At 41.9% G+C, this 17,590-nt stretch carries 13 protein-coding genes; 1 reads left to right on the top strand and 12 read right to left on the bottom strand.

Features of this window, described 5'->3' with window-relative positions; genetic code table 11:
• Positions 1 to 165: 165 nt before the first annotated feature.
• Genes IEV39_RS02615 through ptsP form a run of 3 tightly spaced genes read right to left on the bottom strand, consistent with a single transcriptional unit; the run spans position 166 to position 5,669 of the window.
• On the bottom strand, positions 166 to 1,878 hold the full coding sequence (locus tag IEV39_RS02615) for a fructose-specific PTS transporter subunit EIIC (protein WP_005287161.1): 1,713 nt from the start codon (positions 1,876 to 1,878) through the stop codon (positions 166 to 168).
• Entirely contained in the window at positions 1,865 to 2,815 is a 951-nt protein-coding gene (gene pfkB / locus IEV39_RS02610) for a 1-phosphofructokinase (RefSeq protein ID WP_005287164.1), read from the bottom strand. The genes IEV39_RS02615 and pfkB overlap by 14 nt, the downstream gene beginning before the upstream one ends.
• Positions 2,808 to 5,669: a phosphoenolpyruvate--protein phosphotransferase gene (gene ptsP / locus IEV39_RS02605; RefSeq protein ID WP_005287167.1), complete on the bottom strand. Its 2,862-nt coding sequence runs from the start codon at positions 5,667 to 5,669 to the stop codon at positions 2,808 to 2,810. The genes pfkB and ptsP overlap by 8 nt, the downstream gene beginning before the upstream one ends.
• A gap of 584 nt (positions 5,670 to 6,253) precedes the next feature.
• Between ptsP and IEV39_RS02600 the strand changes: the two genes are divergently transcribed.
• Complete coding sequence (locus tag IEV39_RS02600) at positions 6,254 to 7,420, top strand: hypothetical protein (RefSeq protein WP_005287170.1); 1,167 nt, start codon at positions 6,254 to 6,256, stop codon at positions 7,418 to 7,420.
• Between the two features lie 219 nt (positions 7,421 to 7,639).
• Here IEV39_RS02600 and IEV39_RS02595 read toward each other — a convergent pair whose 3' ends face one another.
• From IEV39_RS02595 to IEV39_RS02555, 9 genes are all read right to left on the bottom strand, one after another.
• Positions 7,640 to 8,263 (bottom strand): RraA family protein, encoded by a 624-nt coding sequence (locus IEV39_RS02595; RefSeq protein ID WP_005287173.1) that lies wholly within the window; start codon positions 8,261 to 8,263, stop codon positions 7,640 to 7,642.
• The gene (locus IEV39_RS02590; protein WP_005287176.1) at positions 8,256 to 9,056 is read right to left on the bottom strand and encodes a (2Fe-2S)-binding protein; all 801 of its coding nucleotides are present in this window, start codon (positions 9,054 to 9,056) and stop codon (positions 8,256 to 8,258) included. The genes IEV39_RS02595 and IEV39_RS02590 overlap by 8 nt, the downstream gene beginning before the upstream one ends.
• The gene (locus IEV39_RS02585; protein WP_005287179.1) at positions 9,050 to 9,898 is read right to left on the bottom strand and encodes an ABC transporter ATP-binding protein; all 849 of its coding nucleotides are present in this window, start codon (positions 9,896 to 9,898) and stop codon (positions 9,050 to 9,052) included. The genes IEV39_RS02590 and IEV39_RS02585 overlap by 7 nt, the downstream gene beginning before the upstream one ends.
• 12 nt (positions 9,899 to 9,910) lie before the next feature.
• Positions 9,911 to 10,948, bottom strand: coding sequence for a FecCD family ABC transporter permease (locus tag IEV39_RS02580; RefSeq protein ID WP_005287182.1), 1,038 nt, complete (start codon positions 10,946 to 10,948; stop codon positions 9,911 to 9,913).
• Positions 10,941 to 11,975: a FecCD family ABC transporter permease gene (locus IEV39_RS02575; RefSeq protein ID WP_005287184.1), complete on the bottom strand. Its 1,035-nt coding sequence runs from the start codon at positions 11,973 to 11,975 to the stop codon at positions 10,941 to 10,943. The genes IEV39_RS02580 and IEV39_RS02575 overlap by 8 nt, the downstream gene beginning before the upstream one ends.
• 11 nt (positions 11,976 to 11,986) lie before the next feature.
• Positions 11,987 to 12,859, bottom strand: a complete 873-nt coding sequence (locus tag IEV39_RS02570; RefSeq protein ID WP_126687385.1) for an ABC transporter substrate-binding protein — start codon at positions 12,857 to 12,859, stop codon at positions 11,987 to 11,989.
• A 120-nt stretch (positions 12,860 to 12,979) separates the two neighbouring features.
• Entirely contained in the window at positions 12,980 to 14,917 is a 1,938-nt protein-coding gene (locus IEV39_RS02565; protein WP_005287189.1) for an IucA/IucC family protein, read from the bottom strand.
• Between the two features lie 18 nt (positions 14,918 to 14,935).
• Positions 14,936 to 15,727 (bottom strand): HpcH/HpaI aldolase family protein, encoded by a 792-nt coding sequence (locus IEV39_RS02560; protein ID WP_005287192.1) that lies wholly within the window; start codon positions 15,725 to 15,727, stop codon positions 14,936 to 14,938.
• Positions 15,728 to 15,736: 9 nt separating this feature from the next.
• A complete protein-coding gene (locus IEV39_RS02555) occupies positions 15,737 to 17,590 on the bottom strand; it encodes an IucA/IucC family protein (RefSeq protein ID WP_005287195.1) in 1,854 nt (617 codons plus the stop codon).

The following is a 17,590-nucleotide window of genomic DNA, read 5'->3' as shown; positions in this document are numbered from 1 at the left end:
ATAACGGCTGGCAAATGAAAGATAAAATTCATTGAATTAACACAACAACTCGCTGTGATTTTCGATGCATTGATTAATGTAATCTAGAGGTAATGACACATAAAAAAGGTAGATCATTGTGCCCAATAATCTACCTTATATATTTTAATGGATAGGAAGCAAAGCCTAGGCAGCCTGCACCTCAACCACTTCACGGCGTTTTAATAGCGCATAAATTACACCGGTAATACCGCTGCCAATTGCAATGGCTGCCAGATAGAGCCAGGCATGACTAATCGCATTCGGAATCAGTAATACAAAAATGCCGCCATGTGGTGTCACCAATTCACAATGGAATAATGCCACCAAGGCACCTGTGACTGCTCCACCTGCAATACAGGCTGGAATGACCCGAATCGGATCTTTGGCTGCAAAGGGAATCGCCCCTTCGGAAATAAAGCACAGGCCCAACACAAATGCAGCCTTACCCGCATCTCGCTCACTCTGATTAAACTTTTGCTTTGCCAACAGGGTTGCAATCGCCATCCCAATCGCAGGCACCATTCCTCCGGCCATGGTCGCAGCCATTGGCATATAGGTATTGGTGGTCAACAAACCCACGGTAAAGGCATAGGCGGCTTTATTAATCGGCCCGCCTAAATCAATACACATCATCGAAGCCAGCACAATCCCCATCAGCACGGCGTTGGTGGTGCCCATATTGTTGAGAAAGTCCTTCATCATCTCAAAAATTTGCGCAACCGGATGCCCCACCACATAAAACATGATCAGACCGACCGATAATGTTCCCAATAAGGGCACAATTAAAATCGGCTTTAAGGCTTCCAGACTGGTTGGAAGCTTGATTTTTTTGGCCAGAAATAAGGCAATATAGCCTGCCAAAAAGCCAGCGACGATCCCCCCTAAAAAGCCCGCATTTAATTGCGTTGCGATGAGGCCACCGACCAGACCTGGCGCCAGACCCGGACGATCTGCAATCGAATAAGCAATATATCCGGCAAGCATCGGCACCATCAGGCTAAAAGCAGCCGCACCAATCTGCTTTAATACAGCAGCCAGACTTCCCGCCTGCTCTGCGGCATTCAGTCCAAAACAGAGGGATAGCGCGATAAGCAAACCGCCCGCTACCACCATCGGCAACATAAAGGATACGCCAGTTAACAGGTGTTTATAGACACCTGTTTTTTCCTTATTGGCCTCCTGACTGGTCTTTTGGCTGTTTTGTTTAGAGGATTCTAAAAGCTTGGCTTCCGTGATTGCTTCCGCAAATGCCTTATCGGTTTGCTTCAATGCAAAGCCTGTACCACAACGATACACACGTTTGCCGACAAAGCGGTCGGTATTGACTTCAATATCGGTAGCAAGAATCACAATATCCGCAGCAGCAATGGCTTCATCCGTTAGGATATTTTTAGCACCAACCGAACCTTGTGTTTCGACCTGAATGCGATAACCCAATTTAGCTGCACCCTGTTGTAATGCTTCTGCCGCCATAAAGGTATGTGCCACACCTGTTGGACAAGCCGTCACTGCAACAAAATTCTGTGCCTGAGGCTGAGCATTTGGCTGTGTTGCCAATTGCGCAACTGTCGTGGTCTTGCTTAAAGCATCCTGCAAAGACTGCTCGGCATTATCCATCGCTTGCTGCAATGAAATGGTGGCAACCGCATAATCATTAAAAGCCTCAAGTTGTGAGGGTGCTTGGCCAATAAAAACAGCCGTATCAAAATCTTGTTCAGGAAGTTGATCCTGCACAGCAATGATCGCGCTGTCATAGCCTTGCTGCTGCGCAAGCTGAGACAGTTTTTTTGCCAGAATCAACGCATTGACATACTGTTGCGAATTGATCACAAATAAAACAGATTTAATTGTTTGCATCAGACTTATCCAAAGTGTTGATTATGGTTTGTTGTTTTAGCGCTTCCAGTCGCTGAGCTTCAGGCACACGAAAGCCGACTTGCGTCACTGCATGACTGGCAATGGCGGTAGCCGTTTTGAGGGTTTGCTCAGCTGTCATGTTACTTACCAAGCCATGCACCATGCCTGCCAGTAATGAATCACCTGCACCGACGGTACTTTTTACAGTGACTTGAGGCGGACTGGCATGCAAGGCCAGTGCCGGATTGATCCAGTTGACACCGGCTTCTCCCATCGAAATGACAATATGTTCAATCTGACAATTTAAGCGCTGGAACAAGGCAAGCTGTTGGGAAAAATTTTCAACCACCTCACCAAAACTTTCCTGTAATTCATCGGTATTGGGTTTGATCATCCACGGATTCATTTCAATCGCAGCCACCAAGGCCTGCCCGCTGCTATCAATCGCAACATGCTTGTGCTGTTTATGTAAGATCGAGATCAGGTACTTGAAATCATCTATGCTAAAACCCTGAGCCAGACTGCCAGCAATCACCACATAATCGACGTGTTGCGAACAGTCCTGAATACGCGCAAATAAGGCCTGTTTATCATGCTCAGACACCCGAAAACCCTTGGCATTAATATCGGTCATTCGTCCAGACTGTTCAGCAATCTTGATATTCTGGCGGGTTTCACCATCTACATAGATGAATTGGTTATCAAACTGCATCGCCTGAAAATGCTGGTCAAACAAAGCCCGATTTTGTTTCCCCAAAAAGCCCGACACAATCAGCTCATGTCCAAGATCATGCAATACCTGTGCAACATTGAGTCCCTTACCTGCAGCATGGGATTGTACCTGTTGCTGGCGATTGACCTCACCCACTCGCAATTCATCCAGTTCAAGTGTGACATCAATCGCAGGATTTAAAGTAATGGTTAATATTTTAGCCATGCGTCAACTCCACCAAATCACGGACTGCTGTGGCACTTTCACACTGTAAAGCGCGTTGAGCAAGCTGCTGGCAATCTGCATAATTCAAGGTCCGAATTTGTGCTTTGACCAAAGGAATGCTGGATGAAGACATACTCAGTTCATCCACTCCCAAGCCCAATAAAACCGGGACAGCCTTCGGATCGGCTGCCAGTTCACCACACACTCCGACCCACTTCTGGTGGGCATGTGCTGCCCGGACAGCTTGATCAATCAATAATAAAATACTTGGGTGTAATCCATCGGCTTCGGCAGACAATACCGGATGTCCACGGTCAATCGCCAAGGTATATTGGGTTAAATCATTGGTACCGATACTAAAGAAATCCACTTCTTTGGCCAGTAATGGTGCGAGCAAGGCAGCTGAAGGGACTTCAATCATGATTCCCACTTGCAGGTTTTCACATGGATATTCTGCCAGCACCTCATCCAGAATATGTCGGGCTGCACGCCATTCTTCGATTCGCCCCACCATCGGGAACATAATCCGTAAAGGACGTCCATCTGCTGCTTTGACCAAGGCTATGAGCTGCTGTCGTAAGAGTTGCGGCTTTCTCAAGGTCAGGCGGATTCCGCGTAAACCGAGAAACGGATTTTCTTCGGTAGCAATCGGCAAATAAGGTAACGGCTTATCACCACCGACATCCAGTGTCCGTACCACCAGTGGACGTCCTGCAAGGGTATCCAGCACATGACGATATTCTTTTTCCTGCGTGATTTCATTGGGCGCCTGACGATGTGCCATAAACACCAGCTCGGTCCGCAATAAACCAATCGCCTCCGCACCATGATCAACTGCCTTTGCGGTATCCAGAATCTTGCCAATATTGGCTGCAATCTCAACCTGATGCTGATCCACTGTCATGGCTGCTTCCTGACAATGGCGTTCCGCTTGCTGACGTCGCTGTTTTTGCTGCTCACGCTCACGAATCGCCTGCTCAATCTGCTCAGCTGCTGGATCAATATCAATTGCGCCCGTATCCCCGTTAATCAGCACGGTGGTTTGTGTCTCAATCTTTAGAATCTGCTCACCCGCACCGACCACGGCGGGAATCCCCAATGCACGTGCCACAATCGCACTATGTGCCGATGCACCACCAACCGCTGTTAAAATTCCTGCTACGCGGTCTTTGTCTAAACGCGCCACATCCCCAGGCCCAAGATCATGCATGACCAGAATATAAGCTTGTTCGGGTTCAAGCGGCATCACCTCATCACACAGCACACTTAAAACCTTATCGCCAATATCGCGTAAATCCGCTGCGCGCTCTGCCAGCAGTGGATCATTCAATGCTGCCTGCGTTTGTGCTGCCTGTTCAATATAGTCATGCCATGCTGCAGCTGCTGTTAAATTCTGATTTAAACCCTGATGCACCTGCTGAATCAGGTCGGGGTCGTCCAGCATTTCCAGATGAGCCTGAAAGATTTGTTTAATCTCGTCAATCTCGGTTTTCAGGATGAGCTGGTGAATCGTATTTTTTACGCTATACAGTGCGATTTCCAGCTTTTCTTTTTCTGCTTTAAGGTTGCGCCCAAAACGTTCATATTGAAATTTTTTCGGTTTGATCACATGAGCTGGGCCAAAAGCAAGCCCTGAAGATGCAGCTGTTCCCTGAGCAGGTAAATCAGTATCAATAATTTCTTCCCACGCAGTTTCTGCTTGAACAATTGAAGCTGTTTCAGATTGGTCAAGTGGTTCAACCTCTTCACCCAAACCATTTTTAACCGCCTGAACAATTGCCGTGAGACCTTCTACGGCATCGGTATTGGGTTCAGCAATAAAGGTCAGGGTCTGCCCATATTGACAACCCAAAGCCAGTAATTTGGTCAGACTTTTCGCAGAAACATAGGGGCCGCCATCCACCGCAACCTGAATGTCGCCTTTAAATGTTTTACTGATATTGACCAGTTGCGTAGCAGGACGGGCATGCAAGCCATGCTTATTGGCAAGTACTACCGGCTGATACGGCCAGTCCGGAATAATTTCTGCACCAATCAACTTGGCGATTTCATGGCGACTTTGCTCGGATTGAAGTTGCTGTTGAATATTTGACTGAAATAGAAGATCAATTAAATGATTCAACTGTACCATATCAAGTTGCTCATGCTGGGCAATGCAGATTAAGGTCTGGATTTGTCCTTGCGCGAAATTCAGAACCTGCTCTGCTTGAACAATACTGACGGCGGCTTCTGCAACGTAATTTTTTCCTGAAATGGTCCAGATAGCATCTTGGATCTGAATCAGGTTTTTAGGATCTAACTGGCTCAGAAAACCCGCTTCCACCAGTTTTTGCTGTTTTAATAATTTTGCTGCAGCCCAGAAAAAATCATCAATATCTTCAACATGGGTCTGGGTCTGGATTAAATTTTCATGGATAACCAACGTATCCGGGCGTACCTGCAAAATATCGATAATTTGCTCAGCCGTGGTTGCCGTTTGTACCTGAACACTGACATCGTGATTTAAAGCGCGGGTCAGGATTTGCAGAACCTGTAAATGCTCATCTGATTTGGCAGCGATGACCACAGCCAGATAAATTTTATGCTCCCCGTCCCACCCCACACCTTCCGGGAAATGCGCAAGCCGGATCCCGGTCTGTTTGATAAATTCACGCGACTGAGGTGTACCATGCGGAATGGCGATGCCCTGTCCCAGATAAGTGGCACCCTGCGCTTCACGATCCTGTAAACCCGTCAAATACTCTGCTGTCGTTAACTGATCTTCTACCAGAATATTAACCAAACATTGCAGTGCTGTTGCCTTATCCTTGGCACGTAGATTCATATGTACATGCTTTGGCTCAAGTACAAACATAAAGTGTCCTTCAAAAAAGTTGAAACCGTTATTGTTCGTTAAGTATGAATGAAGGAAATATAAAAAAAGTTCATCCAATTTGACTCCATTCTACAATAAGGTGTTGAGTTCTCGTTTTAACAGTCACAAATCTTATGAAAAATAAAATCACTCACAGAATATTTTTTAGACCAGTCTTGATCTGGCTTCCAGTTTGTGACAAAGAGTCGAGCACTTGAATCATAAAGTTTCACTCAAGCTTCATAGAATGAAAAAGAAAGGCGCTCAATCCACTGCCCTCACAAATGCCAGTTCAGGCTTATATAGGTCAGTTCTTCATCAACACATTCACAAAGCTACAACCTGTATCCGACCATATAAAATTAGGCTTAAAAGATTAAAATTCCACATGGGCCAACTGACTAAATTTTAATCGAACCCCGATGTTTTTTAGGCTTAAAAACGCCTTTCTGCAGCCACGAATTCCCTACAAAAACTAGACCATTCGGTTATGAACAATTACCATAAAACGCCTTGAGACCTTTCAACATGTATTTTCTTTTATAGAAAATTAATTAACTTATTGAATAAATACGGATAATATTTTGGAAAAAATCTACACACAATCTGCTTTAAGCTTTTTACTCTTCGCAATTTCTTTACCAGCCACTGCTGGCATTACATTAGGTGATGCGCAAAATCAATTGGGTGCCTTAACCGTTTCAGGAACCTTACGCGCCAACTACCAAGATAAGCACTATGGCGAACCAGCTTCCGATCAAAAAATTAAGTTCGATGCTGCCATTTTACGTTTAGATTATGAGCGCTCGGACTGGTTTGGAAAGCTGGAATATCGTTGTTATCAATATGACCGTTTATGTGACTTTTCAACTTTGGTGTATGGTTATGCGGGCTATCGTTTAAATGCCACGGATAATATTACATTGGGCCTGCAACCAATTCCTTTTGGTCCGGGAAGATTTTGGGATAGTAGTTTTTATGCAGGGCTCAACAATACCATGGGGCTGCAGGATGTGACCAACTTAGGGATAAATTATCACACTGAACTGCCTTCCTTAACCAAAATCGATCTGGCCTATTTTGCCAGCGATGGAGGCAACTATCATGGCGCAAGTCAGGATTCAGCCCGCTACACAGCCAATATGGTTCACTCTTCCGATCCATTAAAAACCAATTTAAACGAAAAAAATATGTGGATGGCGCGAGTGGATCAGGCGCTTTTAAGCCGTGATGATCTCAATGTATCGGTAGGTGGAAGTTATTGGTACTCAGACATTGAAAATAACAAGAATGGGGCTGACGGTTCGAGAAATACCTGGGCATTGTTTAATCGCATTCATTATAAAAACCTGAATGTTGTGCTAACGGGCGGCAAACAGTCGATTCGCAATAAGGATGCCTTAAGCCCTGATCAGTCAACTTTTGGCTCATTTGATAGCGAATATGACATTGCCAACACAGGTTATTTCTATACGCTAGATAGCAGCTATGTATTTAAAGACGTGATGGAGTCGCTCAATGTAACTCCTTATCTGGTATTCAGTGGTTTTCATAAACAGGAACAAAACTTTAATGACTCTCAAAGAAATATTCTAGGTGTCACTTGGGGATACAAGAATATGTCTTTAAATACAGAATATGTGATGAGTAAAAATGATCCCTTTGTCGGCGGAAACAGCAGTTCACTCGCACAGGGAGATGACGGTAAATGGAATAAACTCGTGAATGTCATGTTCCAATACCATTTTTAATTTGTCGTAGACATCATGGAACAAGCGCAATCTGGTTTGATTGCGCTTGTTCCCCTAAATACATCTGTGTATTTACGATTCATTATCGCATGGGTCAGGTGTGATGCCGTGTATCCAATCGCTTTGCCCAAGTCACTTATACCACTCAGATTAAACAAGTATTTTTACAGCATATCTGCGATATTTTTAGTTGAATCTATCTTGGTGGAAAACATAGTGTCATCTCATCATTTGATACTTTGACAAGAGCTCATTAAATCGAATCCTATCTCGTTCTTTTTTTTCTATAAATATTGCAGCTAGCTCATTGGCTCTTGTGGGTTCTAAAATAAAAACCCCATTACTGTCAGCAATAACTAAATCTCCTGCTTGTACACAAACACCACCTACACTAATGACAGAATTGATTTCGCCTTCCAATTTTAAAGATCGTGTTGTAAGTGGACTAATGGTTCGGGCAAAGACCGGGAAGCCTAATGTTTTAATTGAATCGATATCTGTCACAGCACCATCAATAATAACACCTGCAAGATTTTTAATCATTGCGGCCAGCGTTCTAAGCTCTCCCCAGCATGCACGTTGATAATCTCCCGAGGTATCAATCACCAGTATATCGTCAGGTTGGCTTAAGATTAATGCCTCACGAAGAATACTTCCATCACAATGCGGGATTCGTACTGTAATCGCATTACCAACAATACGGGGCGTTTGATTACCCATGTAATGAACATTTCTGACATGTCCAAAATCAGTAAAATGACCAATTACAGAAGTATCAATTTCTTGATAAAGCTGTCTTAACGCATGATTACTCCCTTCTACCCGAGGGTTAATTTTAAACATTTTTCACCTTTCGCTTTTTTATATCTGGATGAACTAAAGGACATGTTGAACAATATTCAACGGGGTCTGAGGCTTTATAATAAAAGCAGCAACTTTTCCGATAACGAACTTCTTCGCCAGTTTCTACCACTGTTATTTTCTTGAAATCGAAGCGCTTTAATGGATTGTCACTCAGTCCGAATACTTCGGGTGGTGCTTGTTCAAGTAAATAATGGAAATCTTCCTGCAGATTTCTCTGCACCGCACAATTATTGATTTTCTGTATTCGTTTTTCATAAAGTGAAAATACTCTGACCGCAGTATTTTCCCAAAGAATTCTTGGGTTTACTTTGGATACATCGACAAAAACTTGCCAAACTTGTGCCAGATTCTCTGCAAATATTTTTTTCACTATGTCTTCACGCCACTGTGCCCTATGACCAAGAGGCAGAGAATAAGCGAGATCTTTTACAGGCATCTTTGAGCGCCAAAGCCGTTGTTCAAAGCTAAAGTCTAAGAAGCAATTATGTGCTGAAAAATCGATCCCTTTATTAAATACAGTCATCGCGTATAAGCTGGAAGCAGTTGCTAGAAATGCATAACGTTTACTTAATAAGGACGCCGTAATTTTTATAGACGGCGAATGAATGACTGGCGTCAGTTCAAAAAGCAGTTTTTCACAACGTTCATGATCCAGCAGCATGGAAACTTCTATACAGTTTTCAATACGCCGTTCTTGTGCGTTAATCAGTGCTAGAGATTCTGATAGTATTTTCCATTCTTCTGCTAAAAAAAGATCGGTCGATATCAACATTGATCAGACCCAGAGGAAATATGTTTTTCTTTTGTTTCATCTCTATGTTCCCGGTGTTGCCCTTTCCCATAAGGGATACATAAAGGTGTTCCAAAAAGAGGATCGGCAACAATGATGCTGTCCAGACCAAAAACATTTTTTACGGTATCTGCTGTTAGTATTTCAGAAGGAATACCTTGTGCATAAACATTTTTGTTTGCCACAGCAATCATATGGTGGGCATAGCGACAGGCCAGATTGAGATCATGCAGCACCATGACAATGGTTTTTTTATGCTGCTGGTTTAAATCATAAAGTAAATCCAAAATTTCAATTTGGTGCGCGAGATCCAAATAGGTTGTTGGTTCATCTAACAGTAAAATATCAGTGTCTTGAGCTAAAGTCATTGCAATCCACGCACGCTGTCTCTGCCCTCCAGAGAGTGAATCGACCAAACGATTGCTAAGCTCGAATAAATGAGTCTGATATAAAGCCTGATTCACTTTATCTTCATCTTCAGCCGCCCATTGTTTTAACCAGTTTTGATGAGGGTATCGACCCATTCGAACAAGTTGATAAACAGTCAGACCATCTGGCACCTGAGGTGATTGAGGAAGAATCGATAAGTTTTGAGCAACTTTTGCAGTCATTTGATGATGAATATCTGCACCATTCAACAGAATGACACCATGTTTAGGTCGAATCAGCCGGGCAAACGATTTAAGTAACGTACTTTTTCCACACCCATTGCTGCCAACCAGAACAGTAATCTTAGCGCTTGGGATATTTAGATCGAGTTGATCAATTATAATTTGCTGTTCATAAGCCAATGTTAATGATTTACTTTGGATCGGATATATCATCTACGCTCCTCCCTAAAAAGAACGGCGTTGTCTGAACAACAAATAAAGAAAGAATGGAGTTCCCAATAAAGAAACAAAGATACCTGCAGGCAAGTCTTTGGGCAAAAACAGAGTTCGTCCGACTAAATCAGCAAGCATTAATAAATTAGCGCCAACTAAACATGCGGTGATGGCTAAATCAGGAAAAGAACGAGGGACTAAATATCTGGCAATATGAGGGGCAATTAAACCCACAAAAGCAATAGCGCCAGCATAAGCTACAGATATCGCTGCTAATGCTACTGCAAGAAATAATAACCACATGCGATGTCGCTCAGGTCTGATGCCTAAACCCACCAAGATGTCATCACCTAATTCGTGTGGATTAACATGACGGGCAATCCAGAACATCAAAAATAATAAAACAGCTAACCACATCGCAAGCTGAGTTACCTCCTGCCACAAAGCTCCGTAGATACTGCCAGTTAACCAAACATAGGCAGATAAGGTCGTTGTCAAAGGACTCAATACTAAAACTAACGTGGTGATCGCCCCCATGATTGAAGAAAGTCCAATCCCGATCAGTACCAGACGTATGGGCGTTACACCATTACGCCATGCCAATATATAAATGAGCAATGCGGTTAACCACGCTCCAAAAGTAGCAAAAACAGGTAACCACTGAATTGTTAAACTGGTGGACAAAAAGGACATGAAGAATACGGCTGAGGCAGAAGCTCCAGCTGTAATCCCCAAGATATCTGGCGAAGCCAGAGGATTGCGAATGATGCTTTGCAAAATAAGCCCAGATAAAGCCAGTGCTGCTCCAATCATCAGGGCCATTAAGATTCTTGGTAACCGCAGAGTCTCTAAAATAAAGTGATAATCACCATTTCCTCGAAAAAAGAATTCATTCAGAACTTCAGTGACAGAAATGGGGATTTTACCAACAGATAACGAGAGAATAATCTGAAACAAAGTCAAGAAAATGAGACAGCTCACCACCAACACTGTACGAAGATGGATGATTCTCGAAAATGGACCGAAACGTAAGCTAAAAGTTTTATCCATGGCGCATACCTTTACGGACTAAATAAATGAAAAAAGGTGCGCCTAATAAAGCAGTCATAACCCCAATTGGGATTTCCTGAGGAAAAATAACCAAGCGTGCAAGAATATCTGCAAGTAACAACAATAATGCACCCAAAATTGCGCAGCCTGGAATTAACCATTGATGATCTGATGAGATAAGTCGACGTACAATATGCGGTACGATTAAACCGATAAAGGCAATATTTCCAGCGATGGCAACAGCGCCACCCGCTAAAATAATAATGGCGATACCCATCATGACTTGAATCAGAATGGTTCGCTGTCCTAAACCCTTTGCAATCTCCTCACCTGCCATTAAGATATTAATTGGCTTTGCCAACAGATAGATGAGAAACAGACAACTCATCATATAAGGCAAAACTGGCCAAACGAAGTTTAATTGCCGATTTGCAACTGAACCTGCCAGCCAGAATAAAATGCTATCTAATCCTTCCTGATCAATCACCAGCATTGCTTGGGTAAAGGAGCTAAATAATGCAGTAACAGCAGCTCCTGCCAATACAATTCTGAGCGTATTGAGTTGCCTTTGCCCGACCATTCCTAAAAAATAAACCAAAATACCTGCGATTGCGGCACCGAAAAATGCCAGCCATAGAGAGTGTCCAAGCGAATCAAGTGCAAAGAGTCCAGAAAATAAAACAACACTAAACATTGCCCCAGCATTGATTCCAAAAATACCTGGCGAAGCCAACGGGTTTCGGGTCAGTGCTTGCATCAGCGTTCCAGCAACTGCAAGACAAGCTCCAACGACCATTGCAATGATTGTTCTTGACAAGCGAGTGGTTTGGACTAAGACATGTTCAATATTCAATGGGTCATATTGCAACATCGCTTGTAAGACAACATTGAGACGAATATATTCATGCCCAATCGCAAGACTAAACAGCGCACATATGATTAAAAGAATGAGAGCTACGGATAGTTTGTGTATGGGTTGCAGAATAAATGGGTTTGTAGGAAGAGTAACACTCTGATTTTTATTCATAAGAGATGGACCTAATCAGCATGTGTAACGGTATGGTTAACTTCATCTAAAACCTTATTGGCGCCTAGAATCCCACCTGATAAATTCCAACTGACACTATCGACTTGGTAGACCTGTTTCATTTGGGCGGCACGCATTTGCTTCCAAAGCGGATGTGAGGTCCATTGCTGATAATTCTTTTGAACTGCGGGCTTGTCTCGCATAAAAATAAAGAAATTGTCAGCATTAATAATCGGAATACTTTCTTTGTTCACAAGTTTTTGTAAAGCCCATTGCTGATTTGCTGTTCCTTTGGACCATTTGAAGCCTAATTCAGACAAAATTGAGCCTGAGAAGCTATATGGTGAATATGCTCGGACATGGTCTTCTCTGAACTCTAATAATGAAACACTCTCAGGCCATTTATCACCAAACTGCTGCTTTAATTTTGTACGTGTAGCAATAATTCGATTGTCCCATTGTTTTAATAACAGATCGGCCTTCTGTTGTCGTCCTACTGCTTGACCAACAATCTTAAGTGTCTGGCGAAACTCATACACTTCCTCTAACGCAATGGTCGGAGCAATTTGGGAGAGTAACGTATAGGTTTTCTCATTACGGAATCTTGATGCAATAATTAGATCCGGTTTAAGCAATGCGATATCTTCTAAGCTCGGTTGAGTTTCTAAACCAAGATAATGTACTCCGGTCAGTGCTGGTCTTAAATATTTATACATCGGCTTTTCAGACCAAGATTCAACGACTCCAATCGGTTTAATGCCTAATGCCACTAAAGTATCCGTAGCACCTTGAAACAAACTAATGACACGTACAGGTTGACCTTTGATCACCGTTTCGCCCAAAGCATGTTTGATCGTTTGAGAGGGAGAAGCTACTGCTGGCATGGATACCAGCAATACCAGCAGTAAACAGATAGAGAACAAGTAAGCATACGGGCTTACTTGTCTATCTTTCTGTATGTTTTTTAAAAAATCAGAGGAAAAGTTCATTGGCAAATTACAAACTCAGACCGTTGTTATCTGCTGGAAAGGATTGGGAATTCCCCCTACTCCAAATGGCATACTACCTGGATCATTACCACGATCAATCATCGGCTTGAGTAACATTTTAAAGGGCCATGTTGGTTCTACAAACAACAGTTGATGAAGCAGGTTCTGGGTGTCTTTATCAAAACCGATTTGATGGATAAGATCTTTCAAAACAGCTTCAAGTGTTTTCCACAGAGCTGGCGCAGGAATTGTGTAAATTTCTGCCAATACATCAATAATGGCCCGAATGTTGACTTGTATGGCCAAGGTTTGAAAATAAAAGAATAAATCTTCAGGTCGTTGGTGATACAAGGTATTTGGATGACCCTTTTTAATACTGTAACTTGGATCATATAAACTATTTTTTTCTAACCATGGCACATGAATTCTTAATGAGTCATGATCACGGAATAAGATGCCTTGTGCCTGACCTGCTTTCCATACAAAAACAGCATTTTGCCCGTGCACCTCACCAAGCATACCAATTTTGAACATGCGAAGATTAACCTCGAAAAAGGTATGACAGAGTTCTTTGAACAGTATTTTGACTGAATTTTCTGAGCGTTCTAATTGACGGTATGTGATCCAATCATCAAAGAAATGATGCTGGCTATCCGGCAGTTTGGTTCCTAAAGCCGCCATTGGAATCAGACGATATTGATCACTCAATAATTCATCTGGGTAATGTCTCAACATGGCCGATAAATGCCGTGGTGGTTGAGAAAACAGGATTTGATTGTCTGGTGTGTAATCGGCGATTTGTTCTGGTAAATAAGCCCACCATTTTGTTTCATCACAAATATAAACTTTTTCCAATAGCACAGGATCTAACTGTATTCCTTCACGGAATAAGCGTTCACTTTTCTGACCATTGATCATTTTAATCGCTGGCAAATAACGTGAAGATGCCAGTGAATACACCGACATTGGGAGCTTTAAATAATACGGGCTTTCGGATGCAGGTGCCATTGAGCGCAGTGATGAAGTGGCAAAATAGGGTTCAGATTTGAACTGTAATAAATGACAGTCATCACAAGAGAAAGCTTCTAGCAACATATCTTTTAGAATGTTTTTAACTTGCCAAGGATGAACTGGAATCGCAGTATGTGTACCGAGAATATTTAAACTCTCCAATTCCTGCACCAAATGATGTTGTTCAGTTGCAGATAAAAAATAATGCATCGGTTGCTGTTTTTTAGATTCAGTGACGCCCTCACCCAACATTAATTTTTCATTATCAATGGCGACCCAAGACAAAGGGATGCCGTGAGAAAATTCAGCTAAATATTGCTTATAGTCTGTTTCATTCAGCCCCATTTTTGCCTTGGCTAATGGATGATATGGACGGTCACGCAGAGATCCCCATTGCTCCATAGTCTGGAAAAAAGTGGCTGGCGATTTATTAAACAAGTCCTGATGTTCGATACAATGATCAAGAGACCATTCCATTTGCAATATATTTTGTTTTAAGGTATTCATAAAACGTTGAATACCTTCGTCTTTATCTGAATACTTATGAGCAATTATTTGAAAAATATATTCCATCAATGTAATGGGATCTAGAACAACAATGTGTAAAGGCTCTTGGCTATTTGCTTCAAGACGAATGGCATACACAGCGGTGTTTACTATTTTTTGCCATGTTTGTGTGATCGCAGGTTGTAAAGCAATAATGATGTCGGTATTTGCCGATGGTAATTGTATCTTCCAAATTGATGTATTTTCTGGTAATGGCACTGGAAATAATGTTGAACTACTCAAGCTTGAAATCCGAGATGTTTGTTCATTCCACTGCTTTAAGCTAAAGCATTGAGGAGATAAATCATCAAAAAAATTTTCTACCAATAAACAGTCAACAAGATCCTGCATCACTATTTTTGTTGCTTGTTTAAAAAAACGATTATTCGCATTCATTTTAATTTCCACAAAATTCTATTTGATTTCTAGTTTTGCCTGCTCTAAGCGAGAACAGAGTGCTCTAAAGGCAATCCCGCGCTCATCACCTAAAACAAAAGCTTTTACTCCCAGATCAAACCACTGTTGAAGTTGATTGTCTTGGCGAGGAATCGCACAATATGGCGTACCTATTTCTTTACATACATCCAAGACTTCTTTTAATGCATGCTGTACTTCAGGGTGGCTTATTTCCCAAGGGTGACCCAATGATTGGGATAGGTCTGCGGCACCTTCGAGTACAAAACTGACGCCCTCAACCGCTGCAATTTCCTTGGCATTTTTAACGCCAGATATGCTTTCAATCATCGGAATAATCATGATCTGCTGGTTAGCAAAGGCCATATAATCCACAAGGCCGTTGCTGCCAAATGCTTTATTCCTTCCGAAAGCACCTGGTCTACCAGCATTCAAACTGCGTTTTCCCAACGGATGATATTTACAGGCTTGGATCACTTGTCGGACTTCTTCTGCATGTTCAATCATGGGTAATACTATGCCCTGAGCACCAGCATCCAATATTTTTAAAATCCGCTTAGGATGGGTATCTTCAACCCGAACCAAGGGGGTTAAATGAACACACTCGGCAGCCCGAATCATATTCTCTAAGGTTTCAGGATTTGTTAGAACGTGCTCTGTATCAATAATGACAAAATCAAAGCCAGATTCACCGATTAATTCAACTGCTGTAGGCGAAGGAATTGAGCTAAACACACCAAATACCTTTTCCCCGCTTAGCATTTTTTTCCTCAGCTGATTTTCTCCAAGCATGTTGATTCCTTAGACTCTAGAAAATTGATGCAATGGATTCGGTACGGTTTTGAAGCGTGGCTGGGAATCACCTAACAAGCGTCGTTTTGTCAATTCCTCAACTTGGTATTGTTCAGAAAATAAATTGAATAAACCAAAACGTTGTTGATGTTGAGGATGCTCAACCTGATATTGATGTATTAAATCCGCGGTGAGCTTCCAAAAGAGATTTTCGTCAAACTGATAATTTTCTTGCAGGAAAATGGCGATATCTGTTAAACAAATAAAGAAGAAACAATCACAAGAAAAATCACGTACAGCGTCGAGATCTTCAGTCAAAATAAACGAGTTTCTATTAATTTTTGCATGGCTCGCAGGTAAAGGAACCAAATTGGGTGCTAGATTTTGTCGCGCCAGATGAGCAGGAGAATAACGGACACCATCGTGGAAATCCTTAAGTGCAATACGAGTCGGCCATCCATCCCTATGAATAAGAACAATATTCTGTCCGTGAGATTCCATTCCAATTCCTTCTGCATACAACATATGAATGATCGGCAGAACGGCAACCTTAAGTAATTGCTGAGTCCAAGCAGCTGCACCATAGCGTTGAATCCAAGTATCAATTAGAGGCTGTTTATTGGATTGAATATAGCTTAAGCCATTGAATGGAATAGCTTCTTCCCCTTCTTTTAAATACTGGTGGATACTTTCCCTCCAGATTGCACCCATTGTTCCATAGGCTTTAGGCATTCGCTCTTCAACCAATGTTTCATGATTGAAACTCACGCCTAAAAACTCACCTAATACTACAAAATCTAATTTTTTAGCTGTTTCGTCAGATTGAATCAGTTGTTGTAACCAGTCTGTGATGATGGGACCATTCATAACCGTATGACGTGCAAGAATACGGGTACTGGAGGTATTGGTCATATTCATGGAAAGTTTGATATAGGGCTTTTTCAGATCACTAAAATTGGTTAATGAGCGTAAAGATTGCTGTGCGCGGTAGCTGTCTTGTGTTTGGCCAAGTAAAACAATCTTTTGTTCTTTTATTTCAAAATAAAAAGCGGTAATTAATGTATTTTCCCACTGCCAAGGATGGACAGGCATAAATACATAGTCGCGTGGATTTAAGCCCTTAGTGATTAAAATATCTTTAAATTTTTGTTGATTTTCCTGATCTAGCTGTTGATCAATAAAAAGCTCTTGATCAAGACGGCATGACATATTAATTGAAGCATGATTTTTATGTACAGCAACCCAGATCAAATGAATCGGCTGTTTGAATTCAGCACCATAGTTATAATTGTCTGTTAGCGTAAAACCAATGCGTGACTTATAGCATGGGTGGTAAGTATGGGCATCTAAAAGGTTACTTTCCAATTCATCAAATTCACGTTCCTGCTTCGATAAAATACCTTGCATGCATAAACTACGTGCTTGAGTATCCTTGATTAAGGTTTGTTCGAGTTCATGTATAAAACTGGCTAAATTGACGGTATCTGGCAAGTGCAAAAGGATTTCGCTAATGATATCTTGTAATGTTGCTTCACGCTTATCTTGTGCTGATACACGTAAAACAGGTATTTCTTTACTTAAACGAATTAAGGAGAAACTTTGATAGATATTGCCCGTACATTGATATTCAATTTTTTCGTTATTGGTACTGATTCCTGAGATAGAAAAAACAAAGGTGCCATTAGATTGTTTTTCAGATCTATAAGACAATATTTTTTCATACAGCATTGCTTGAATTAACTGTCGAATGACGCGATGCTCTACTTGTTTAAAGATCTCTTGTTGAGGTTGATTTAGCCAGCTTTGCGCCATTTGACCTTGAGTGATTTGGTCTAATATTTTAATTTCATTTAAAGAACTCAT

Source organism: Acinetobacter courvalinii, from assembly GCF_014635545.1.
Classification (GTDB): domain Bacteria; phylum Pseudomonadota; class Gammaproteobacteria; order Pseudomonadales; family Moraxellaceae; genus Acinetobacter; species Acinetobacter courvalinii.
Note: the sequence above shows the minus strand (reverse complement) of the source record. Positions and strands in the feature narration are given on the sequence as shown.